At 61.7% G+C, this 22,648-nt stretch carries 19 protein-coding genes and 1 tRNA gene; 11 read left to right on the top strand and 9 right to left on the bottom strand.

Annotated features, from left to right (window positions below; genetic code table 11):
- The 3 genes from HZA03_01590 to HZA03_01580 form a co-directional block, all read left to right on the top strand.
- The coding region (locus HZA03_01590; protein MBI5636641.1) for a glycosyltransferase family 2 protein at positions 1 to 742 on the top strand (742 nt) is incomplete at its 5' end.
- A gap of 171 nt (positions 743 to 913) precedes the next feature.
- Positions 914 to 2,476 carry a tetratricopeptide repeat protein gene (locus HZA03_01585; protein MBI5636640.1) on the top strand — a complete coding sequence of 521 codons (1,563 nt, stop codon included), beginning with the start codon at positions 914 to 916 and terminating at the stop codon, positions 2,474 to 2,476.
- Between the two features lie 8 nt (positions 2,477 to 2,484).
- A complete protein-coding gene (locus HZA03_01580) occupies positions 2,485 to 4,650 on the top strand; it encodes a PAS domain S-box protein (GenBank protein MBI5636639.1) in 2,166 nt (721 codons plus the stop codon).
- Between the two features lie 54 nt (positions 4,651 to 4,704).
- Here the strand turns inward: HZA03_01580 and HZA03_01575 are convergent.
- Positions 4,705 to 4,781, bottom strand: a tRNA-Met gene (locus HZA03_01575).
- A 179-nt stretch (positions 4,782 to 4,960) separates the two neighbouring features.
- Here HZA03_01575 and HZA03_01570 point away from each other — a divergent pair.
- Together HZA03_01570 and HZA03_01565 are read left to right on the top strand one after the other, a co-directional pair.
- Positions 4,961 to 6,256, top strand: coding sequence for a citrate synthase (locus tag HZA03_01570; GenBank protein MBI5636638.1), 1,296 nt, complete (start codon positions 4,961 to 4,963; stop codon positions 6,254 to 6,256).
- A gap of 11 nt (positions 6,257 to 6,267) precedes the next feature.
- The gene (locus HZA03_01565; protein MBI5636637.1) at positions 6,268 to 7,272 is read left to right on the top strand and encodes a response regulator; all 1,005 of its coding nucleotides are present in this window, start codon (positions 6,268 to 6,270) and stop codon (positions 7,270 to 7,272) included.
- Between the two features lie 88 nt (positions 7,273 to 7,360).
- Here HZA03_01565 and radC read toward each other — a convergent pair whose 3' ends face one another.
- From radC to HZA03_01540, 5 genes are read right to left on the bottom strand one after another with little or no spacing between them, the layout of a single operon-like run.
- Entirely contained in the window at positions 7,361 to 8,089 is a 729-nt protein-coding gene (radC, locus tag HZA03_01560) for a DNA repair protein RadC (protein MBI5636636.1), read from the bottom strand.
- The gene (locus HZA03_01555) at positions 8,086 to 8,943 is read right to left on the bottom strand and encodes a 4-hydroxybenzoate octaprenyltransferase (protein ID MBI5636635.1); all 858 of its coding nucleotides are present in this window, start codon (positions 8,941 to 8,943) and stop codon (positions 8,086 to 8,088) included. The genes radC and HZA03_01555 overlap by 4 nt, the downstream gene beginning before the upstream one ends.
- Positions 8,937 to 10,919, bottom strand: a complete 1,983-nt coding sequence (locus HZA03_01550; GenBank protein MBI5636634.1) for a UvrD-helicase domain-containing protein — start codon at positions 10,917 to 10,919, stop codon at positions 8,937 to 8,939. The genes HZA03_01555 and HZA03_01550 overlap by 7 nt, the downstream gene beginning before the upstream one ends.
- Before the next feature lie 9 nt (positions 10,920 to 10,928).
- On the bottom strand, positions 10,929 to 11,948 hold the full coding sequence (locus tag HZA03_01545) for a thioredoxin domain-containing protein (GenBank protein ID MBI5636633.1): 1,020 nt from the start codon (positions 11,946 to 11,948) through the stop codon (positions 10,929 to 10,931).
- Positions 11,929 to 12,402 (bottom strand): PRC-barrel domain-containing protein, encoded by a 474-nt coding sequence (locus HZA03_01540; protein MBI5636632.1) that lies wholly within the window; start codon positions 12,400 to 12,402, stop codon positions 11,929 to 11,931. Before HZA03_01540 ends, HZA03_01545 begins: the two co-directional genes overlap by 20 nt.
- A 93-nt stretch (positions 12,403 to 12,495) precedes the next feature.
- Here HZA03_01540 and HZA03_01535 point away from each other — a divergent pair, with 93 nt between their 5' ends.
- Both HZA03_01535 and HZA03_01530 read left to right on the top strand, forming a co-directional pair.
- On the top strand, positions 12,496 to 13,662 hold the full coding sequence (locus tag HZA03_01535; GenBank protein MBI5636631.1) for a SpoIIE family protein phosphatase: 1,167 nt from the start codon (positions 12,496 to 12,498) through the stop codon (positions 13,660 to 13,662).
- Positions 13,663 to 13,667: 5 nt separating this feature from the next.
- Entirely contained in the window at positions 13,668 to 14,564 is an 897-nt protein-coding gene (locus HZA03_01530) for a P1 family peptidase (protein MBI5636630.1), read from the top strand.
- Between the two features lie 122 nt (positions 14,565 to 14,686).
- Here the strand turns inward: HZA03_01530 and HZA03_01525 are convergent, their stop codons facing one another.
- Positions 14,687 to 15,298, bottom strand: a complete 612-nt coding sequence (locus HZA03_01525; protein ID MBI5636629.1) for a ribonuclease H-like domain-containing protein — start codon at positions 15,296 to 15,298, stop codon at positions 14,687 to 14,689.
- A 52-nt stretch (positions 15,299 to 15,350) separates the two neighbouring features.
- Between HZA03_01525 and HZA03_01520 the strand changes: the two genes are divergently transcribed.
- From HZA03_01520 to HZA03_01505, 4 genes are all read left to right on the top strand, one after another.
- Positions 15,351 to 16,403 (top strand): M48 family metalloprotease, encoded by a 1,053-nt coding sequence (locus HZA03_01520; protein MBI5636628.1) that lies wholly within the window; start codon positions 15,351 to 15,353, stop codon positions 16,401 to 16,403.
- A gap of 43 nt (positions 16,404 to 16,446) precedes the next feature.
- A complete protein-coding gene (gene purL / locus HZA03_01515; GenBank protein ID MBI5636627.1) occupies positions 16,447 to 18,669 on the top strand; it encodes a phosphoribosylformylglycinamidine synthase subunit PurL in 2,223 nt (740 codons plus the stop codon).
- Positions 18,670 to 18,807: 138 nt separating this feature from the next.
- A complete protein-coding gene (locus HZA03_01510) occupies positions 18,808 to 19,509 on the top strand; it encodes a hypothetical protein (protein MBI5636626.1) in 702 nt (233 codons plus the stop codon).
- Positions 19,510 to 19,725: 216 nt separating this feature from the next.
- Positions 19,726 to 21,231, top strand: a complete 1,506-nt coding sequence (locus HZA03_01505; protein MBI5636625.1) for an oligosaccharide flippase family protein — start codon at positions 19,726 to 19,728, stop codon at positions 21,229 to 21,231.
- Between the two features lie 92 nt (positions 21,232 to 21,323).
- Here the strand turns inward: HZA03_01505 and HZA03_01500 are convergent, their stop codons facing one another.
- Both HZA03_01500 and HZA03_01495 read right to left on the bottom strand, forming a co-directional pair.
- Positions 21,324 to 22,421, bottom strand: coding sequence for a polyprenyl synthetase family protein (locus tag HZA03_01500; GenBank protein ID MBI5636624.1), 1,098 nt, complete (start codon positions 22,419 to 22,421; stop codon positions 21,324 to 21,326).
- On the bottom strand, positions 22,418 to 22,648 hold a 231-nt coding region (locus HZA03_01495; protein ID MBI5636623.1), incomplete at its 5' end, for a helix-turn-helix transcriptional regulator. The genes HZA03_01500 and HZA03_01495, both read right to left, overlap by 4 nt.

The following is a 22,648-nucleotide window of genomic DNA, read 5'->3' as shown; positions in this document are numbered from 1 at the left end:
GCAAAAAATTTCCGCCGCCGTCATCGCCATGAACGAGGAGCGGAAGATAGGGGATTGCCTCAAAAGTCTCGCGTGGGCCGATGAGATGGTGGTGGTGGATTCGCACAGCGCCGACCGGACGCGCGAACTGGCGGCCGCGGCGGGCGCACGGGTGATCGAGCGGGACTGGCCCGGCCACATCAAGCAAAAAAACTTCGCGCTGGAATCGTGCGCCAACGGGTGGGTGATTTCGCTGGACGCCGACGAGCGGGTATCCGCCGCGCTGCGCGCCGAGATCGCCCGCGAAATGGAGGCCCCGCGCGCCAACGGCTACGCCATGCCGCGCAAGGTGTTTTACATCAACCGCTGGATACGCCACTGCGGCTGGTACCCGGCGCCAAAGGTGCGGCTGGTGAAAAAGGAGAAGGCCCGCTGGGGGGGCATCGACCCGCACGACACGCTGATGGTGGAGGGGCCGGTACTGACGTTGCGCGGCGACATCTACCATCTTTCCTTCGATACCATTCACGCCCACTTCCGCACCATCGACCACTTCACGCGCGTCGGGGCGCGCGAGGCGTTCAAAAACGGGAAGCGGGCGGGTCTTGCCGACCAGACGCTGCGCCCCTTCTTCACCTTTTTCAAAATGTATGTGCTGAAGGCCGGGTTCCTGGACGGCGTGGCGGGGCTTATCGCCTGCGCGCTTTCCGCCTTCCACACGTTCACGAAGTACGACCGCCTCCGCGCGTTGGCCCGCCGCTGACCCGCCGCTGACCCGCCGCCAGCCCCGGAAAACGCGGTGGGGGCAGATTTCGCCATGCGCCGCATTGTGAGTTATAATACGCGGTATAGGGAAAAGAGCGGCGCTTAACCGGTCTTAAGCTAAGGGTGATATAGATAGAGGGAGGCGGGGATACGTGCCGCCATTGCAACAATGAGAATCCTTATCGCAGCCGAAAATCCGTTCGAGCGCAAGGAGATACGCGCTTTGTTGCGCGAACTCCCATTCGAAAAATGGGACGACACCATGTCGCTTTCCATATTGGATGAAAGCCCCAGCCAGGGTTCGATCATGTTCGTCCTGGCCGGCCACCCGAAAGGGAACTATTACGACCTCGTTATCGCCGCCAACGACCTCAAAAAGGGCACCGGCCTCCAACTGACCAAAATACTGGGGGAAAAAGAGGTGGCTCCCGCCGTGCCGTTCATCATTTATGGCGTCGGGAGGGAGGGGGCCGCGGGCCTTCCCGAAACCACCTGCCTGCTGCCGGCCCCCATCGCCAAAGAATCGCTGGCCGCCGCGCTGGAGAAAATCGCGCTGGCGCTCATCCGCGGGGAGGACGCGCGGCGGAAGGCCGCCATAGAAAAGCTGATGCAAAAGCTTGCCAGCGGCGAGCGGGTGGCGAACTTCCCCTCGCAGCTTGAAAATATTTACATCCGTTCCGTCGCCAACATCCTGCACCTCCGCAAATACGCGCCGTGGCACGTTGCCTCCCATCTAAGCCTGGTGAACATCTATATGGGCTGCAACAAATACGAATCGGCCATCCCCCACGCGAAAACGGCGCTCAGGATCGACCCCGACAACCGGGAAGCCCACCGCCAACTGGCGCTGGCGTACCGAAGGGCCGGAAAATCGTTTGAGGAGCTGGGGGAACTGCTGGAGATGCTGAAGAACGACCCCTCCTCCTCCGACATCCTGCTGAAGGTGGGCGAGGCCTACCTGCGCGCGGAAGATTACCCCAAAGCGGAGGAGTTCTTCATCAAGGCGATTAACGCCTACAGCCCGGAAGAGGAAAACCGCGGCCGCGCCAAGCTCCATGTGGGGCTGGGGCGGGCCTATGCCGGCGAGGCGGCCCAAGGGCAAAACGGGGTGACAATGGCCATGGCGCGCGACGAGTTCAATGCGGCGATCCATCTCTATCCGCTCCTGCTCTCCGCGTACAACAATCTGATCCTCGTCTACCGCAAGCTGGGACAATACGAAGAAGCGATGAAGATCGTGGGGCTGGCGGCGGACATCACCCCGGACAACGCCGAGGACTGGGTGGCGCTGTTCGAGATATTCCTCATTGACGGCGACCAGAAAAAAGCCCGTTTCTGCCTGCACAAGGCGCTGAAATACGACCCGGAAAACCAGATCACCCTTTGCACGGCCGCCGAAACATATGTGCGGCAGGGGCTGTTCGAGGACGCCGTCGGCCTTTTTGAAAAAGCGGTGGAGGTGAATCCTTCCGATTCCCGCCTCTACAATTTCCTCGGCATATGCAGCCGCCAACTCAACCAGTACGACTTGGCCATCGGCTATTACCATCATGCGCTGAAACTGGATCCGGACGATCCCGGCCTGCACCATAACCTCGGCGCCGCCTACCGCCACATCGGCGACTTGGCAAAGGCCCGCGCGGAGTACGAGACCGCGCTGCGTTTGCAGCCGGATTTCACCGAGGCGGCCGAGGCGCTGAAGCGGCTGGCGCACACGGACGTGGCGGGGTAGGGGCGCGCGTGGATAACCCAGGCGAAACATCACCGGCGGCCTGGCGGCGTGAAAAGGGCTTCCGCCTCTTTGTCGTCCTGACGGCATCCATCGTGTTGGCGGAATCCCTCATCATGCTCCTGCTGCAATTTTTTTTAGTCATTTCCCCGCTGGCCGAAATGTTGCTGGATATAGGGTTGCTGACGCTGGTGGCCGGCGCGCTCACCTACGTTCTGTTTTACAAGGAACTGCTCAAGGACCTCGCCGCGCGCGCCGAGGCCGAGGAAAACCTGCGCGCCCTCACCGGATCGCTTGAGGGGCAGGTTCGCGTCCGCACCGCCAAGTTCGCCTCTTCAAGCGCGGAGATACGATCCATCCTGGAATCGACGGCCGACGGCATTCTCCGCATCGATACGAAAGGAACCGTCCAGACCGCCAACCGCTCCGCCCACCGCATTCTGGGATACCGGGGGATGGAACTGGTGGGCCAAAACATTTCCGCCATCATTCCCGACGCCCACCTGAAGATACTGGTGGAAGGGTATATCGCCTTTCTCGGCGGCTGGGCGGGAGATGCCGCATCGGACACCATTGAGGCCGCCGCGATAAAAAAAGGGGGCGGAACCATCCCCGTTGAAATCACCATCTCGGAATGCATCATCGACCAGAAAATTTACTATGTGCTCATCATGCGCGACACCACCGAACGCAAAAAGACGATGGACTTGCTGGTGGCGCACGAAAAAGCGCTGGCGGCCGCCCAGTCAATCGCGCATCTCGGCAGTTGGGAGATGGATGTTCACACTGGCAAGATAATATGCTCGGACGAATTACATAGAATTTACGGTTTCGAACCCGGGGTCTCCGAGCCTACGCTTAATACTTTCATGGGATTTGTTCATCCGGACGACAGGAAAATAATAGAGGACGGCATTCCGGATATTTTGTCGGGAAAGATTCCGCACTTTGAGTTTGACATCCGGATAATCAGGCCGGATGGGCAGGAGCGGGTTCTTCACGCCAAGTTCGAGGTCATTGCCGGCGCGGACGGCAAACCGGTCAAATTAACCGGCACTAACATGGATATCACCGACCGCAAGGCGGCGGTGGATAAACTGAAAGCGGCGAAGGAGGAGGCGGAGGCCGCCACCGTCCTGAAAGACAAATTCGTCTCGCTCGTTTCCCACGACCTGAAGGGGCCGCTGGGGACGATGCTCGGCTTTATGCAGATTATCCAGCACAAAGAGGCGGAACGCATCTCCCCGGAATCGCGGGAGGGGCTGAGATACGCCATCGAGTCGGGCCGGAAGATGGCGGCGCTCATAGACGACCTGCTGCATCTGGGCCGCGTGCGCAGCGGCAAGATCGTCCCGCGGTTCCGCTTCATCGACGCCTGCGCCGCCGTCAACAAGGCGCTCGCGCAATGCGGCCAGTCCGCCGCCCAAAAAGAGATAGCGGTAAAAAACGAAGTGCCGCGGGGCAGCCGCATATACGCCGATGAAACGCTCATCGCCGAGGTGTTTTACAACCTCCTTTCGAACGCCATCAAGTTCAGCCGCGCGGGGGATGCCGTGACGGTATCCATGGCCGGCGAAAGCCCCCCCGCCATCTGCGTTGCCGATAACGGCGCCGGCATTCCCCCGGAGCGGGCGGAGCACCTGTTCAGCTACGAAAAGAAGACGTCGACCCCCGGCACCAACAACGAAACCGGGAGCGGGCTGGGACTCCCCCTCAGCAATGAAATCATCGCCGCGCACGGCGGCACGCTGACGCTGCGGTCGGAGCCGGGCAAGGGGAGTTCCTTTCTCGTTACGCTGCCGCTCAACCAGCGGCCCCGCATTCTGCTGGTGGACGACGAGCCGGCGGAGATGGCGCTGCTGAAACAGTATCTGGCGCCGCTGGGTTCCGACCTGCTGGAGGCCCGCGACGGCGAAGGGGCGCTCCGTCTGTTGCGCGGGGGAGGGAGGATCGACCTCGTGGTATCGAACATCTGGATGCCGGCGGTGAACGGGCTGGATTTGGTGATGCGCATGAAGGAGGACAAGAATCTCAGATATATCCCGGTGATCATGCTTACGTCCGACGACAGCATGGAAACCCGCGAAAAGGCGCTGAGCTTGGGGGCGGATGATTTTTCCACCAAGCCGGTCGACACGAACGACCTGCTGCCGCGCATCCGCCGCTTCATCGGCTGAGAAAATAAAAAAGGCCCGGAGGTTTCAAGAAACCTCCGGGCCATTAAGAATCATTGGTTGCGGGGACAGGATTTGAACCTGCGACCTCCGGGTTATGAGCCCGACGAGCTACCAGACTGCTCTACCCCGCTTTGTGATAATGGGTTAACCGGAGTTTAAAGTCAATCCCAAATCACGGGTAAAATCGCGGGGAAGGGGATGATGCCGCCCAAGTAACGGAAAAAACACTACCCTCCGTTCTCCATCCGGGATAGAATAAGCGGATTATCAGGGACTAAAGGGCTTGGCGTGTTCTATTAAGGAGCAAGGCATGGGCAAGGATACCGTTACGGTCACCAATAATGCCACCGGCACATCGGCCGAGTTTCCGCTGCTGAAGGGGACGCACGGGCCGGATGTGGTGGACATCTCGACGCTCTACCAAAAGCTGGGAATATTCACCTACGACCCCGGCTTCAAATCGACCGGCAGCTGCAAGAGCGCCATAACCTTCATCGACGGCGAAGAAGGGATACTGCTCTACCGCGGATACCCCATCGAACAGTTGGCCGAAAAGAGCAGTTACCCGGAGGTCTGTTATCTCCTTTACTACGGCGAGCTGCCGGACAAAAAACAGTACGCCGACTTCGACCGGATCATGACGCACCACAGCATGGTGAATGAATCGCTGCGGACGTTCTATCAGGGCTTTCACCACAACGCGCACCCGATGGCGATCATGGTGGGGGTGGTGGGGGCGCTATCGGCTTTTTACCACGACTCGCTGGAGATCGGCGACCTGCGGCATCAGGAAATCAGCGCCCACCGGCTGATCGCCAAAATGCCGACCATCGCCGCCGCCTGTTACAAGCACAGCGTCGGACAACCGATGGTCTACCCCAACAACAAAATGAGCTACGCCGCGAACTTTCTCAACATGATGTTCAGCGTGCCGGCGGACGACTACGAGGTGAACCCGGTGCATGCCAGGGCATTGGACCTCCTCTTCATCCTGCATGCCGACCACGAGCAGAACGCCAGCACCAGCACGGTGCGGCTGGCCGGCAGCTCCGAGGCCAACCCCTTCGCGGCGGTGAGCGCCGGCATCGGGGCGCTGTGGGGTCCCGCGCACGGCGGCGCCAACGAGGCGGTGATCCGGATGCTGGAGGAGATCGGCGATCCGAAGAACATCGAAAAATTCATCGCGCGCGCCAAGGACAAAAACGACACCTTCCGGCTGATGGGCTTCGGCCACCGCGTTTACAAAAACTACGATCCGCGCGCCCGCATCATAGCCAAAATGGCCAAGGAGATGTTAAGCACCACCAGCGGCAGCGACCCGCTGCTGGAAATATCGTTAAAGCTGGAGGAGATCGCGCTCAAGGACCAGTACTTCATCGAACGCAAGCTCTATCCGAACGTCGACTTTTACTCCGGCATCATCTACAAAGCGATGGGCATCCCCACCAACATGTTCACCGTGCTCTTCTCCATCGCCCGCACCATCGGGTGGATTACCCAGTGGCACGAGATGATCAACGACCCGCAGCGCGCCATCGGCCGCCCCCGCCAGCTTTACACCGGCGCGGCCAAACGCGATTATGTGCCTATCGGCGGGCGGGGATGAGGAGAGACGAAATGACCGCGAAAAAAATGACCGCCCTGCTGATCGACGACTCGAAGTTGTCGCGCAACCTGCTCAAGCACTACATCTTCAGCGAATATGACGACGTGGATGTTATCGAGGAGCACCGCGGCGCGTCCGGCCTGCAAACCTACTTCGGGCAGGAACCGCACCTCACCTTCCTGGATCTCACCATGCCGGAGATGAGCGGGTTCGAATTCCTCGAGGAGGTGAAAAAGCGCGGCAAGAAGGGGAAAATCGCCGTTCTCTCGGCCGACGTGCAGGAGATAAGCCGCCAGACCGCGCTCAGCCTGGGGGCCGATTTTTTCATCGCAAAGCCGATCAAAACCCAACTGGCGAAGATCAACAGCATCGTCGACAATATCCGCGGCGCCCTCGGTTTGGGGACCGTCCAGCTCAGCCCGGAACAGAAAGATTCCATCGCGGAAGTATTCAACATCGGCGTCGGCAAGGCCGCCGATTCGCTTTCAAAGCTCACCGGCCTCAAAATCGACCTCTCCATCCCGCAAGTGGAGCTGGTGGAGCGCGCCGCCCTGACCGCCTCGCTGCGCGATAGCTTCAACCTGAAAGGGAAAGTGATCACCCTGCAGCAGGGGTTCAAGGGGGATTTTCACGGCATGGCGTTCCTCATCCTCCCGCCGGACAAGTTGCGCGAACTGGTGGGGCTTATTTTGAGCGGCGAAGCGGATCTGGACGAGGAAGAGGTCTACCGCGACAGCGCCACGGAAATCGGCAACATCATAATCAGTTCCTGCCTCAGCGCCTTCGGCAACACGGTGGAAACGCCGCTGACGCTGCTTCCCCCCGCGATGGTGGAAGCGGAAGAGGACATCCTGACCGGCGCCGGCGGCGATCCCGCGTTCATGCGCCACGCGCTGGTGGCCCGCGTCGGCCTTGGCATACGGCAGCGCAACATCGATGGTTTTCTGGTGCTGGTGATCAGCGTGGGGAGCATGAAGCTGCTGCTCGCCTGCCTCAAAAAAATGTCCCGCGGTTAATCCCGATTGCCGCGGTGGGTACGCATTTTAATGTGTACATCGGCCCGCAAGGGCCGACCTGCACGGGTACCACGGGAAAAAACGCGGGTCAGCGGAAGAGGCGGGCGGTGACGCGGTTATATTCCGCCTCGTAATCCCCCAAAATCCCCTCGGCGGCGAACGAGAAATGCCCGCCCGGCGCGATGATCAGATGCTCCAGCAGCCGCACCCCCATCACCGCCGCCGTGAAGCCGGTCTCGCGCGTGAGCGCCCGGTCTTCGTCCGACGGCAACGGCTCGCCGCCCGGGTGGTTGTGCGCCAGCACGATGGCGGCCGCGCCGCTTTTCACCGCGCGTTCCACTATCTGCCGCGGCGTCACCGGCACTTCCGTGGCGGTGCCCGCGGCTATGCCCTCTTCGTCCACGATCTCATGCGCGGAACTCAGGTAAATCACGCGGAACACCTCGTGTTTCAGGCCGCGCATGGCGTGGTCAAGATAATCCAGCACCTCTTCGCTGTTGTTGAGGTACGGCCTTCCCATCATTCTCTCGCGCAGGAATTTGCGGGTGATCTGGTGGATGAATTTTATCCCGAAGGCATTGGCCGGGCCGACGCCCTTCACCTGCGTCAGGTCGGCCAGCTCCGCCTCCAGCACGTTGCGGAGCGTTTTGAATTTTCCCAGCACCTCGCGCGCGGACTGCTTGCAGTCGCGGCGCGGGGTGGCGAGCGTGAGCAGCAGCTCGACGATCTCCTCGTCGGTGAATTTGTCGAGGCCGTGCCGGAGGAATTTTTCCCGCAGCCGTTGGCGATGCCCTTCGCGGTCCGGCGCGTCCGTCATCGCTTGTAAATATCCACGAGGGTGAAAACCATCAGTCCCACCGATATCATGCCGTTCACGTTGAAGAACGCCACGTTCACGTTCCGCAAGTCGTCCGGCCGCACCAGCCGGTGCTCATACCAGAGCAGCGCGGCGGTGCAGGCGACCCCCGCGAGGTATATCCACCCCAGCGTTTCCGCCGCGTACCACAAGGCCACGAGGAACAGTATCATCGCCGCGTGCGCCCCGGCGGCAAGCCGCAGCCCCCGCGCCACGCCAAAGCGGGAGGGGATGGAAAAGAGGCCCAGCGCCCGGTCGTGCTCCACGTCCTGGCAGCTATAGATGATGTCGAGGCCCAGCAGCCAAAAGACAACCGCCGCGCCGAGCAGCAGCGGCGGCGGGCCCACCGCCGCCGTCACCGCTATCCACGCGCCCACCGGGGCGAGCGCCAGCGCGATGCCGAGAAACAGATGCGAGTAGGGGGTGAACCGCTTGGTGAACGAATAGAAGAAAACCACCGCCAGCGCCACCGGCGAAAGGTAAAAGGCGAGCGGATTGATGAACCGGCAGACGGCGGCGAAGAGCGCCGACATGACGGCGGTAAAAACGATGTACGCCGCGCGGCGCGCCCGCCCGGATGCCAGCGGGCGGTCTTTGGTGCGGGGGTTGCCGCCGTCGAACCGGGCGTCGGTCAGCCGGTTGAAGGCCATCGCGGCGCTGCGGGCGAAGACCATCGCCGCGAGGATAAGCCCCAGCAGGCGCGGGGCCGGCATTCCCCCGGCCGCGATGAACGCCCCCATCACCGCGAACGGCATGGCGAAAAGCGTGTGCTCGATCCTGATGTCTTTCAGGATGAGGCCGAGGTCTTTCACCACCGCTTCCCGCCCCCGGCATACTTGCCGGAATAGCCGCCGCCGAATCCGCCCGCCGGGCCGCCGGCGGGAACGCGGTTGGCGTGGTAGCTCAATTTTTGTTCGACGACGTCTTCGGGGATGTCCCGCAGGAAGACGGAAGGCTTGGCGATATCGCGCTGGCCGAAGGTGCGGCGGCTCATGGCGTGGGTGAGGTAGAGCTTGCGCATGGCGCGGGTCATTCCCACATAGCAGAGGCGGCGCTCTTCGTCCATCTGGTCGCCGTCTTTCAGGCTGTTGGCGTGCGGCAGCAGGCCGTCTTCCAGCCCCGCGATGAAAACCACCGGAAATTCCAGCCCCTTCGATACGTGCAGCGTCATGATGCAGACGGCGTCGGATTTTTCGTCCACGAGGTCGGCTTCCGCTTGCAGCGCGGTCCGCTCCAGGAATTCCGTTATCGGTTCGTTGGCGTACGGCGCGTTGGCAAGTTCCTGGAGGTTTTCGGCGCGGCCGTCGTCCTGCGCCGTTTTCTTTTCGCGCAGCGCCTCGATGTAGCCGCTTTTTTCCAGCGTGAACTTTATCACGGCCGCCGCCGGCATTCCCCCCGCCGCGTCCCTGATTTCGCCGATGAGCCGGCCAAATTCCAGCAGCCTCTTTTTGGCGGCGGTGGAGACGCCGTTATCCATCGTGCAGGCGGCCAGCGGGGATACGTTGTTGGCGCGGGCGAATTCCCTCAGCTTCAGAATGCTGGCGGCCCCCACGCCGCGCGGGGGGAAAGCGATGGCGCGCTGAAAACTTATCTCGTCGGTTCCGTTTATCGCAAGGCGCAGCCACGCCATCAGGTCTTTCACTTCCTTCCGGTCGTAGAACTTGAGGCCGCCGTACACGCGGTACGGTATTCCCTTTTGGTTAAACGCTTCTTCAATAACGCGGGACTGCGCGTTGGTGCGGTAGAAGACGGCCACGTCGCCGTATCGCCGCCGTCCCTCATCCACCGCTTTTTTTATCTCGCGCGCCACGAAGTCGGCTTCGTCCAGTTCGTCGGCGGTGGTCGTCAGGGTTATCGGTTCGCCGGGGGCGGCTTTGGTCCAGAGGGTCTTTTCCTTGCGTCCCTCGATGACGGCCACCACGCCGTGGGCCGCCTTCAGTATGTTGCCGGTGCTGCGGTAGTTCTCCTCCAGCAGGATCACCTTGCAGCCCTTGAAATTTTTTTCAAAGTCGCGGAGGTTTCCCACCCGCGCGCCGCGCCAGCGGTAGATGCTCTGGTCGTCGTCCCCCACCACGAAGATGTTGTTGTGGCCGCTCCCCAGCAGGGAAATGAGGCGGTACTGCACCAGGTTGGTGTCCTGAAACTCGTCCACCATGATGAATTGGAAGTAGCCGCGGTAGGTCTCCAGCACTTCGGGGCGCGTTTCGAACAGCCGGATGACCTGCACCATCAGGTCGTCGAAATCGACGGCGTTGTTTTCCTTCAGCCGCTGCTGGTACTGGAAGAATATTTCGGCCACAACCTTGCCGGCGCGCTGCGTTCCGTCGGCGGCCATATGTTCCGGGCCTTTGAGGTCGTTCTTGTATTTACTGATAAGCCCCATCACCTTGCGGTGCGGCAGCTCGCTGTCGTCGATTCCCTTCTCCTTCAAGATCGCCTTCACCAGCGATTTCTGGTCCGACGCGTCGAACACCACCGGCATCGCGGCGAAGCCCAGCTTGGGCCACTCGGTTTTGAGTATGCGCAGGCAGGTGGCGTGGAAGGTGGATATCCACATGCGCCCCACGTCGATGCCGAGGAGGCGCGCGATGCGCTCTTTCATCTCATGCGCCGCCTTGTTGGTGAACGTGACGCAGAGGATGGACCAGGGGGAGGCGCCCATCTCGACCAGCCGCGCGGCGCGGGCGGTGATGACGCGCGTTTTGCCCGAACCGGCGCCGGCCAGCACCAGCGCCGGGCCGAATACATGCTCCACCGCCTCGCGTTGGCGTTCGTTCAGCGGGATTTCCATCGGCGGGGGTTACTGGGCCTTGCGGCCGACGAACTCGTCCAACTCCGGCTTCAGTTTGTCGTACGGCAGGTAGCCGCGCAGCACGCGGTGGACCTCGCCGTTTTTAACGAGCGCTATCGAGGGGGTGCCCGTTATCTTCAGCTGTTCGGCGCGGGCAAGGTCATTCCTCAGTTTCTCGTTCACCGCGTCCTCCATCGTTTTGTCCTGCCGCATGGAGGGGAGTTTCACCTTGAGATAGTCCAGTATCGTTTCCTGGTTGTCGAATATCTCTGAGCGGGTTTTCAGGTACATCTCCTTCCCCTGGTAATAGGCGACGCTGTTGGCGTACGCCACGGCCATCGGCGAATAGGGGTGCGACTGGATGATGTAGTCGCGGAAGACGATGAAGGCTTCCGGATATTCCTTCATGATCTGGCGCTCGGCCATCTCGTTCTGCTTGCAGTAGTGGCACTGGTAGTCGGAAAAAAACTCTATGCGGTACGGCGACGCCGGGTTGCCCGTGCTGGTGATGCTTTCGGCGCGGCCCATGATCGGCCCGGCCGCCTGAACCTTCAGCGGCACGAAAAAGGCCGCGAACGCGGCGGCCGCCAGCCCCAGCATCGCGGCGCGGTATTTCCATCGCCGGGCGGGGGGAAATGCCGTGGCGAACAGCAGGACGCCCAGCAACATGACGATGGCGAATTGAATCATACAGAGAATACAAATAGCCTGAATCACGGAAATCTGCAAGTAGGCAAAATAAAATTCAGCCCCCGCCATCACGCCGGCGAAGAGGCCGGCCCACGCCGCGTTGCGCCGGTACAGCGCCACCAGCGCCGCATAGGAGGCCAACCCCCAATACCCCAGCGATATGCCGAACAGCGACGAATACCGCGAGGCCCGCACCGTCTCGCAGCCGCTTTCCGGCCCGCCGCAGATGGCGGCCACGGCGGGGGAGTATTTTTCCAGCTCGGTCAGCGCGCAGACGATCACACCGGCGGCCGCCAGCGCGTAAAACGCCAGCCGCTCCTTAGGCAGCCCCTTTATCATCGCTCTCCATTTTCAATTCGCCGATGTTGATGTCCGTTGGCTTCACCGGCGGGGATTCCGGTTCCCCTTCTTTTTTGATCTTCTTGATCAACCCCCGCGGTTCCCAATAGGGGGCCGTCTCGAAATACGAGAAAATCGCTTCTTCCTCGCCGCGTGTGGGCTGTTCGGCGTCTTCCGGCATGGGGGAACCGATGAGGATTTCCTGCGGAAGCAGCGCTTGCACCTGGCCGCTGCCGGCCCGGATGAACAGCGAGGCGGGTATCAGCAGCCGCTTGCCGGCTATCCGCAACAGCCCCCCGATTTCCACCATCACATAGCGGACTTCGCGCGCTTCCGGGTCATACAGCAGGTCCAGCACCGGCGCCACGGTTTTCCCCGTGCTGTCGATTACGTCGAAGCGCCGTATCCGCCACTCGAAGGGGAGGTTAACCTCGGTTTTAAACGCTCTGATCATGGTGGAATTGTATCATGTTTCGCGGCGCGCTTTGGGCCTCATGCCGCGGCCGGAAACTGGTATAATGAACGTCAATTTTTAAGGGAAACCGCAATGAGCAAACCGTGCATACTCCTGGTGGACGACAACCCGGACAACATATACCTGCTCGAGGTCATCCTCCAGTCACGCAACTTCACGACCTATTCCGCCGCAAACGGGCGCGAAGCGGTCGAAACGGTGCAGGCCAACCCCGGCATCGACCTGATACTGATGGACGTGATGATGCCGGAGATGGACGGCTTCGAGGCGAGCCGCCACATACGCAACCGCCCGGAAAGCGCCCACATCCCGATCATCATGATGACCGCCAAAAAGCGCGAGCTGGGCGACGTGGTGCGCGGGCTGGACGAAGGGGCGCTGGAATACCTCACCAAGCCGTTCGAGGAGGAGGAACTGCTGGCCCGCGTGCGCTCGATGCTGCGCATCAAGCGGCTGCACGATAACAACCGCGAACTGCTGGACAAGCTGCTCCGCCAGCAAAAGCTGATGGACATGGAACTGAAGACCGCCGAAAAAGTGCAGTACGCCATGCTTCCCGCGCCCGGCGCCCACCCCGCCAAGGACCGCATCACCGTGGAAACGCACTATCGCGCGGCCGCGTCCATCGGCGGCGATTTTTTCGACATCATGGAATACGGCCCCGGCAAGGTGGCCTTTCTCATCGCCGACGTTTCCGGCCACGGCCCATCGGCCGCGCTCGTCGTGGCGGTGCTCAAAACCATTCTCGCCAACGAGGCGTCCGTCCGCCCCTCCCCCGCCGAGATGATGACCCGCATCAATATGAAAATCATCGGCCTGATACCGGAGGATCACTACATCAGCGCGTTTTTCGCCGTGGCCGACCTTGACACCCGCACGCTCACGGGCTGCCGCGCGGGACATCCGTATCCGATGATTTTCTCGGCGCAACGGACGGAAATCGTTTCGCTGGATTCGCCGGGAACCATCCTTGGGATGTTCGCCGACGCGGTGTTCGGCGAAACCTCCGTGACGCTGGTTCCCGGCGACAAGTTGCTGCTCTACAGCGACGGCATATTCGAGGTGCCGGACAAAGCCGGCGAACTCTACGGCCTGCAACGGCTGCGGGAATTCGTCCAGGCCCACCGCGCCGATGACTGCCGCGCGCTGCTGGATACGCTGAACGCCGAGGTGGACGCCTTCTGGGACGGCGAGACGATACGCGACGACGTGGCCGCGCTGGCGGTGGAGTTCAAATAAACCCGGTGGCGGCGCGCGAACTTCCGCTGAAAGCGCTCGGCGTCCGCATCGGCCACGCAACGCTGGCGCGGCAAAAAACCGGCTGCACCGTGCTTTTGTTTGACGCCCCCGCCGTCTGCGGCGTTCAGGTGGCCGGCGGCGCTCCCGGCACGCGCGAGACCGACCTGCTCGACCCCGTCTGCCACGTCAACGAAGTCCACGCCATCCTCCTTACCGGCGGCAGCGCCTTCGGCCTTGCCGCGGCGGACGGCGTGATGCGTTTTTTGGCTGAACGGAAGATCGGCTTCGCCGTCGGTAATGACCGGGTGCCGATAGTTCCCGCCGCCGTCATCTACGACAGGGCCAACGGCGAAGCGGCCGCCCCCGCCGCCAAAGACGGCTACGCCGCGTGCAAAAAGGCGGCCTACGCCACGCGCAGCGGCGCCATCGGGGCGGGCTGCGGCGCACGCGTGGGAAAATTTTCCAGGAATTGCGCGCCGGACGCGGGCGGCATCGGCGTTATCGTGAAAAAATCGGGGGAGATAACCATCGCGGCGGTGATGGTGGTGAATGCCTTCGGCAACGTGATCGACCCGGCGACAGGGCATATCGTGGCGGGGGCAACCGATAAGAAGGGGAACAAAATCCCCTACGCCGGCGAAAAAACCTTTGGCTTCGCGGGGTCCAACACCGTCATCGGCGCGGTGATCACCGACGCGGCGTTGACAAAGGCGCAGGCCAAGCGGATTGCGATGGCGGCGCACGACGGGCTGGCCCGCACCGTCGTCCCCGCGCACACGATGTTCGACGGCGACACGATCTTCGCCGCCTCCACGGGAAAGAAGAAGGCGGACATCAACGCGCTCATCGCCGACGCCGCGCAAGTGACGGCGCTTGCCATCCTCTCCGCCGTCCGCCGGTAGCAAAAGGATACGCATGGCGTTCTTCAGGCAGGTGCGATTTTAATCGCACAATCGGCCCGCAAGGGCCGACATGGCGGGCGGGAAAATAAGGAGTGTTTTTGTGTGCGACAGGAGTGTCGCACCTATCTTTTATAAAATTTTTCCAAATCCCAGTCGGTGGCGACCTTGAGCGGTTTTCCCTGGCGGTCGGAGTACATCAGGAATTTTTTGTCGATGGCGTGGCGGAAAACGTCGAGCGTCACCCGCACATCCTGTATGCAGTAGTCGCGCACCAAGTCCATCTTGCCCTCTTTCACCCAGCGCAGCGATTGCAGGCCGTCGCCGCTCTTTCCCAGCCCCAGCGTGGCCTGCGCCACGCTGTCCAGCTTCACGCGGTGCTTCAGCTTTTTTTCCAGCTCTTCCAGAATGTCAAAGGTGGGGAGCGTTTGCTCCAGTTTTTCTTCGGTGTACCCCTTCAACACCCCGTAATCGAAGTTGCGCGAGTTGAAACCGACCACCAGATCGGCGCTTTTCAGCAACGCGATAAGCGCGGGAACGTCTTCTTCGTAGAAAACCTTGAACTGGCCGTCGGCGCTATCCCACGCCACGCCAACCGCCACCCGCATCAAGTGCTTGTTGTTCCATCCCCCCACCTCGTCGGCGGAAAGGCGGGTTTCCAGATCGAACACAACCGTCCGTTTTTGGGGCTTTTGCGGCTCCGGCGCGCGCGGTGCGGCGTTAAAATCAATTTCCATCTGCGACATCGTGTCCCCATATTACCCGAATTGGTGTTATCATTGGAAAAATATGAAACGCATCCTGCTGACGCTGCTTCTCCTGTTGGCCGCCATCCCCGTCCGCGCGGAAAACGCCCGCGAAGAGGCCAAAATCGGGGAATCCTACGACAAAATGATCCGGCAGGCGTTCGGCGTCGTGGAGAACGAAAAGCTGCAGCGGTATGTGCGCGAGATCGGCAAAAAGCTGCTGGTCAACATCGACGACCCCGAATTCCAGTTCCACTTCACCGTGCTGGACGACCCCGCCATCAACGCCTTCGCCGTGCCAGGGGGCTATGTTTATGTGACGCGCGGCATGTTGGCCTATGTGGATAACGAGGCGGAGCTGGCCGGCGTGATGGGGCACGAGGTGGGGCATGTGATCGGCCACCACAGCTACAAGCAGATGCAAAAAAGCCTGGGGGATACCCTGCTGGTATTCGCCGGCCTCGGGGCCAGCGTGGCGACCGGGCAGGGGGCCACCAACACCGTCGCCTGGGTGGCCGCCTCGCAGACCCTTTCGCAGCTCAACCGGCTCGGCTACGGCCGCGATCTGGAGATGCAGGCGGACGAATTCGGCCTTCTCTACTCATATGACGCGGGGTACGACCCGCGCCAGATGGTGAAGCTCTTCCGCACGCTCCAGTTCAAGGAGCGCGTTTCCGGGCAGGAATACCACGGCTTCGCCGCCACCCACCCCGATACCATCGAGCGCATCAGCAAGGTGGGCGAAAAGGGGGACATCATCTCCAACCGCGGGCAAAAGTTCCTGGCGGTGAAGCGGCAGGAATACCTCGACGCGGTCGAGGGGATGCCGTACGGCAAAGGGGACCGCAAAGCCGGCATCCCCGCGCCCTACACGCTTGTTATTTACACCCCCAAAAAAGGGGATACCTTCCGCGGCATCGCGCGGGAGGTTTCAAAGGACGAATCGCTCGCCTTTGACGTCGCGATAATGAACAACATGCGGGAAAACGACGCGGTGCCGGAAGACCACCGCCTGAAGGTGCCGGTGCCGCGCAAGCAGCTTTCGGAAGCGGAACGGCCGATGCCGCGCCCGGACACCCCCGAAAAAAGGGAATAATCCGGGTTAAGCCGGGCGCGGGAAAAGGGTATAATGCCGCTCTATGAAAACCGCCGAAGTCACCCTGCAAACCGCGCTTGACCACAAGCTGACCGCCGACGAATACGAACTGATCAAAAAACATCTGGGCCGCAACCCCAACCTGCTGGAGCTGGGCGTCTTCGCGGCGATGTGGAGCGAACACTGCTCGTACAAGAGCACGCGCGTGCATCTGCGCCGTTTCCCCACCACCGGCAAATACGTGGTGCAGGGGCCGGGCGAAAACGCGGGCGTCGTCGATATCGGCGAGGGGCTTACCGCCGTTTTCAAGATGGAAAGCCACAACCACCCCTCGTACATCGAACCGGTGCAGGGGGCGGCAACCGGCGTCGGCGGCATCCTGCGCGACGTTTTCACGATGGGCGCGCGCCCCGTCGCGTCGCTCGATTGCCTCCGCTTCGGCCACCCCTCGCACGAAAAAACCCGCTACCTCGTCGGCGGCGTCGTCCACGGCATTTCGCATTACGGCAACTGCATCGGCGTGCCGACCGTCGGCGGCGACACGCGCTTCCACGAGTGCTACAACGGCAACATACTGGTGAACGTTATGAACGTGGGCATCGCCCCGCGCGACAAGCTGTTTTTCGGCCATGCCTCCGGCGTGGGGAACAAGATCATCTACATCGGCAGCAAAACGGGGCGCGACGGCATACACGGCGCGGTGATGGCCTCGGACAGCTTCGGCGAAGAGAGCGAATCGAAACGCCCCACCGTGCAGGTGGGCGACCCCTTCACCGAAAAGCTGCTGCTGGAAGCCTGCCTCGAAATATTCGAAGCCGGCATTGTGGAAGGGATTCAGGATATGGGGGCCGCCGGGCTTACCTCCTCCTCCTTTGAAATGGCGTCGCGCGGCGGCAGCGGCATATCGCTGCACCTCGACCGCGTGCCGGCCCGCGAGGAGCGGATGCAGCCGTATGAATTCATGCTCTCCGAATCGCAGGAGCGGATGCTGGCGGTGGCGAAGCCCGAAAACGAACGGAAGATCATCGACATCCTGAAAAAATGGGATCTCGAAGCCGCCACCATCGGCGAAGTGGAAGCGGGGCACAAGAACGTGCGGCTCTACTTCCACGGCGAACTGGTGGCCGACATGCCGGTGTCGCCGGTGGTGGACGCCGCGCCGAAATACGAAAGGCCGATGCAAAAACCGGCCTACCTCGCGCAAACATCGGCATTTGATACCGCATCGGTGCCGCAACCGGCTAACTTGAACGAAACCTTTTACACGCTCGCCGGGTCGCTCAATCTTTGCGGAAAAAAATGGATCACCGAGCAGTACGATACGATGGTCGGCGTGAACACCGTCTTCGGCCCCGGCCACGACGCGGCGGTACTGCGCGTGCAGGGAACAAAGCGCGGGTTGGCCGTCTCGGCCGGATGCAACGAGCGCTACGTCTACCTCGATCCGTACGCCGGCGGCGCAATCGCGCTGGCGGAATGCGCCCGCAACGTCGCCTGCACCGGCGCGAAGCCGATAGGCGCCACCGACTGCCTCAACTTCGGCTCGCCGCTGAACCCCGAAATCATGTGGCAGTTCAGCCAGGCGGTCGACGGCATATCCGCCGCCTGCACGGCATTGGAAGCGCCGATAACCGGCGGCAACGTGAGCCTCTACAACCAGACCGGCGACGCGGCGATCTTCCCCACGCCGATGATCGGCGTGGTGGGCCTCTTTGAAAACGTCGAAAACGCCGTCCCCTCTTTCTTCCAGGACGCGGGGGACATCCTCCTGTTGCTGGGCGACGACTTGGGCGAAATCGGCGGCAGCGAATACCTCAAGACCATACACGGCCACGACGCGGGCCTGCCGCCCAAGCTCGACCTGAAAAAAGAAAAAGCCCTCATCGAGGCGTTGCAGGAACTGGCGAACAAAAAGCTGGTGAAAAGCGCGCATGACATCAGCGAAGGGGGCTTTGCCATCGCTCTGGCCGAGTGCTCGCTGCAAAAGAACCTCGGTTGCGCGGTGGATATCAAAACCCCGTTACGGCCCGATTTCGCGCTGTTTTCCGAATCGCAGTCACGCGTCATCCTGTCGGTCTCGCCGGAAAACCGGGATGCCGTGGCGGCGCTCGCCAAAAAGCGGGGAGTGCCGTGCGAGGTGATAGGCGTTACCGGCGGCAACGGCATCGCGGTCGTCATCAACGGCGCGCTGGCGCTTGACGCCGCCGTTGAACGGTTCGCCACCTTGCACGAAACTTCGTTTGAAAAAACACTTTTTCCCGGCTGATCCCGGTTACACATCTAACCCGGGGTAATTCGGTGAAGATAAATTTCCTCCCCTTGTTTTTACAAGGGGAGGATACAGGTGGGGTTGAACAAACCTCCCCTGTATCCCCTCCTTGCAAAGGAGGGGATGACTGAATGTATGACATCCGAAAAGTCTGATCCCAAGCCCGCGCGGCTCATTATCGACGGGCCGCGCGATGGCGCGGCCAACATGGCGGCGGACGAAGCGCTCTTTTACGCCGCGGCAAACCTTCCGTACGCGGCGACGCTCCGGTTGTACTCGTGGAATCCTCCCACCCTCTCGCTGGGGCGGCGGCAAAAGCTGGAAGAGGTGAATGCCGAAAAATGCCGTGCGCTGGGAATCGACGTGGTGAAGCGGATAGGCGGCGGCGCGGCGGTCTATCACGGCGACGAGATCACCTACTGCTTCGTCAGCCGCAACGACCTGTTGCCTATCCCAACGGGGGAACAGTGGCACGCCGCCTTTTCCCTTTTTCTGGAAAAGCTCGGCCTGATGCCCGACGCGGGAAAAGCCAAAAGCCGGGTTTCCCACGACGGCAACGCCTGCTTCGCCTGCGCGGCGGAGGACGAGCCGACTGTCGGCGGCGGAAAAAAGTTCGTCGGCAGCGCGCGGCGAAAATCGAAAGCTGTTTTTTTGCAGCACGGCTCGATACTGCTCTCGCCCCAGCCCGATTTTTTGTGCGAACTGGTGACGGGCGCGGAAACCGACGCCTCCATCGGCCTCAAAACGTTGCTCCCTTCCCTCACGCGCGAAACGGCGCACGCCGCCCTCATCGCCGCCATTGAAGAAACCTTCTCCCTCCGCTTCCCCCCCGCTTAACCCCTCCCTTCCCCAGGTGGGACGGACACTCCTGTCCGTCTTCGGCCCAAAGGGCCGATCAACTTTTTTTGGCGCTGGCACGCCAACGCGGACAGGAGTGTCCGCGCCACCAAAGCAGGATCGGCCCGGTGGGCCGTTTGTGCGAATGAATTCGCACCTACCTGAAGAACGCCACGCCACCTATGAAATAGGCGGCAAGCGGGTATAATCGCGGGAATGCATATAGATAACGCGGTCAAGACCGTATCCCGCAACGTCATCATCAACGTGGCGGGGGCGTTCTGGCAGTTTGTCCTCATCATCATCGGCACGCGCCTTGTTCTCCAGCAGATGGGGGCCGATTCCTTCGGCATCCTCGCGCTGGTCGGGGGCACGGCGGGATACTTCCTCTACCTCGATATCGGCATCGGCGAAACGGTCATCAAGAAGGTGAGCGAGACGCGGGACGCGGAAAAACTTTCGCGCACGGTGAGCACGCTTTTCTTCTTCGCCGCCGGGTTCGGGCTGCTGTTGGCGCTGCTCACGGCCCTTTTCGCGCTCTTCGGCGTTCCGGCGCTCTTCTCTTTCGCGCCGCCGCTGATGCAAAGCGCCGTCCGGATGTTTCTGGTGATCGCGGCGGGACTCTGGCTGCTTTATCCGGTTTCGATGTTCGCCAAGGTTTTCGTGGGGCTGAACCGGCTGGACGTGTACAACGCGCAGCGGGTGATATTCCAGACGCTCATCCTTGTGATGATTCTCGCGGCGCTCCGCTGGCGCAACAGCGCCGAGGCGGCGGTGGCGGCGATCACGCTGGGGGGGCTGCTCTGGAAAACCGCCGCCTGGTTCACCTTGCGCAGGATGTACCCGCAAATAGAAATCAGCCGCCGCCATTTCGACCCCGCGCTGTTGCGCGGCCTTTTGCGCTACAAGGCCGCCGCCACCGCCAGCCAGGCGGCGGGCCACACCGTCTACCAGTGCGACATCTACATGATCGGCATTCTGCTGGACCCGGCCAGCGTGGCGCTTTATTCCATCGCCAACACCATCGCCATGAAGCTCACCGAGGTGGCCGGCGTGCTGGGCACCGCCGCGTTCCCGATGATATCCGGCTTTCACGGCGCGAACATGGGGGATACGGTGCGTAAGAGCTTCAAGCTGGGCACCAAACTGATGGCGCTTGCCCTGATGCCGCTGGTGGTCTTCCTTTTCGTTTATGCCGAGCCGGTGATTACGCTGTGGGTCGGCCCGGCGTTTTTGCCGGCCGCGCTGGCGCTCAAGTGGCTGCTCGCCGCGTGGTTCATCAACGCCGCCAGCGTGATAACCTCGCTGACGGTGAAAGCGGTGGACCGCCCCGGCTTGGAGGCGCGCATCGGCGTGGCGGTGGCGGCGGCGAACGTGGCGCTGGATTATTTCTTCATCGTCAAATACGGTTTTGTGGGAGCGGTCTACGCCACCTTTATCACGCAGTTGATCGGGTTCATCGCCATAAACGCCGCCGTATGCCGCCACCTCGGGTTGCCGCCGCTCCCGTTTCTGATGCGCCTGCTCGGCACCGCCGCGCTGGGAGCGCTTTTCGGCATTGTGTATCTGCCGCCGCTGCCGCCGTGGCTGTTTATTGTGCCGCTTGCGCTGCACACGGCGCTTTTCCTCGCGGCGGGTTATTGGCTGGTGCTGGACGCGGAAGAGCGGATGATCATGGGTAACATGCTCCGCATCGTGCGGGGCCGCGCCGCCAGTCAGTAACGCGGAGAGGCACGGAAATCATTCGGCGAACATTCTTGTTTTCTTCGGAAACAACCACAGGATGAATCCTGTGGTACCAAGCGCGCCGCGGGTTAGTGGGTGCGGGTGATGATGTAGTCGGCGAGGCCCGCCAGCGCTTCCTGATAGGGGCCGCCGGGGAACAGTTCCAGTTCCGCCAGTGCGTTTTCCGCATAGTGTTCGGCCATCCGGGCGGCATGGCCGATGCCGCCGTACTTGTTGATGATCTCCAATATCCGCGGCATCCGCTGGCGGGTGAGTTCTTCGTTTTTAATGGTCTCGCGCAGGAACGTCTTTTCGGCGTCGCCGGCGTTGCGCCACGCGTGGATCATCGGCAGGGTCACATGCCCCTCGGCCAAATCCTGCCCCGCGGGCTTGCCGAGCGTCCGCTGATCCGAGGTGAAGTCGAGCAGGTCGTCCACCAACTGGAAGGCGATGCCGATGTTCTTGCCGAACGACGCGAGCGCGCGGCGCTGCTCCGGGGTGGCGTGGCCCAGCCAGCCGCCGATTTCGCAGCAGGCGGTGATCAGCGCGCCGGTCTTGCGGTAGACCACGTCGAGGTATTGCTCCTCGGTTATTTCAATGTTGCCGATATACACCAATTGCAGCACTTCCCCCTCGGCCAGGCTGCGGGTCGCGTCGCTGACGGTGCGGATAATCTCCTTCGAGCTGTTGGCCGCCATGAGCGAGAACGATTTGGCGAAGAGGTAGTCCCCCACCAGCACGGATACCGAATTGCCGAATTTGGCGTTGGCGCTCTGCAAGCCGCGGCGGGTGCCGGAATCGTCCACCACGTCGTCGTGCAGGAGTGTGGCGGCGTGGATGTATTCCACCACGGTGGAATGAATCACCGCCCTGTCGCCGCTTTCCGCGCCGCAGAGGTACGAGGAAAGGAGCACCAGCATCGGGCGCAACCGCTTGCCGCCGCCGTTGGTGAGATAGTCGCTCACCAGCGGGATCATGGCGACATCCGACTGGTAATGGCGCCGGATCGCCTCTTCCACCGCTTTCAGGTCGGCTCCCAGCAGCTGCTGAATACCCCCCATCGCCATTTTGCGCGGTACAACGGCCTTATGGTCTATCGGCAACGGTATTTCCTCCACACGATGCGTCCGGTTGCGGTCTAACTTGTGTCCGTGGCTATTATCGTTTTCAGCGGCGGCTATTGTCAAGGCGTCTCCCCCGGGGGCTGGCCGGAAGGATCCATCTCCTTGACCATAAAGCCAAACCGGGCGAAGTAATAGGTCATCACGGAGCTTATGTACTTCCGGTTGACCGAGTAGAGGATTTCTTTCCCCTGCCGGCGGGTTTTCACGATCCCCCCCTTTTTGAGCACGGACAGGTGATGGCTCACGGAGGGCTGTTTCATCGCAAAGTGGGCGCAGATCGCGGTCACGTT

This window comes from Nitrospinota bacterium, assembly GCA_016217735.1.
Taxonomy (GTDB): Bacteria; Nitrospinota_A; UBA7883; order JACRGQ01; family JACRGQ01; genus JACRGQ01.
Note: the sequence above shows the minus strand (reverse complement) of the source record. Positions and strands in the feature narration are given on the sequence as shown.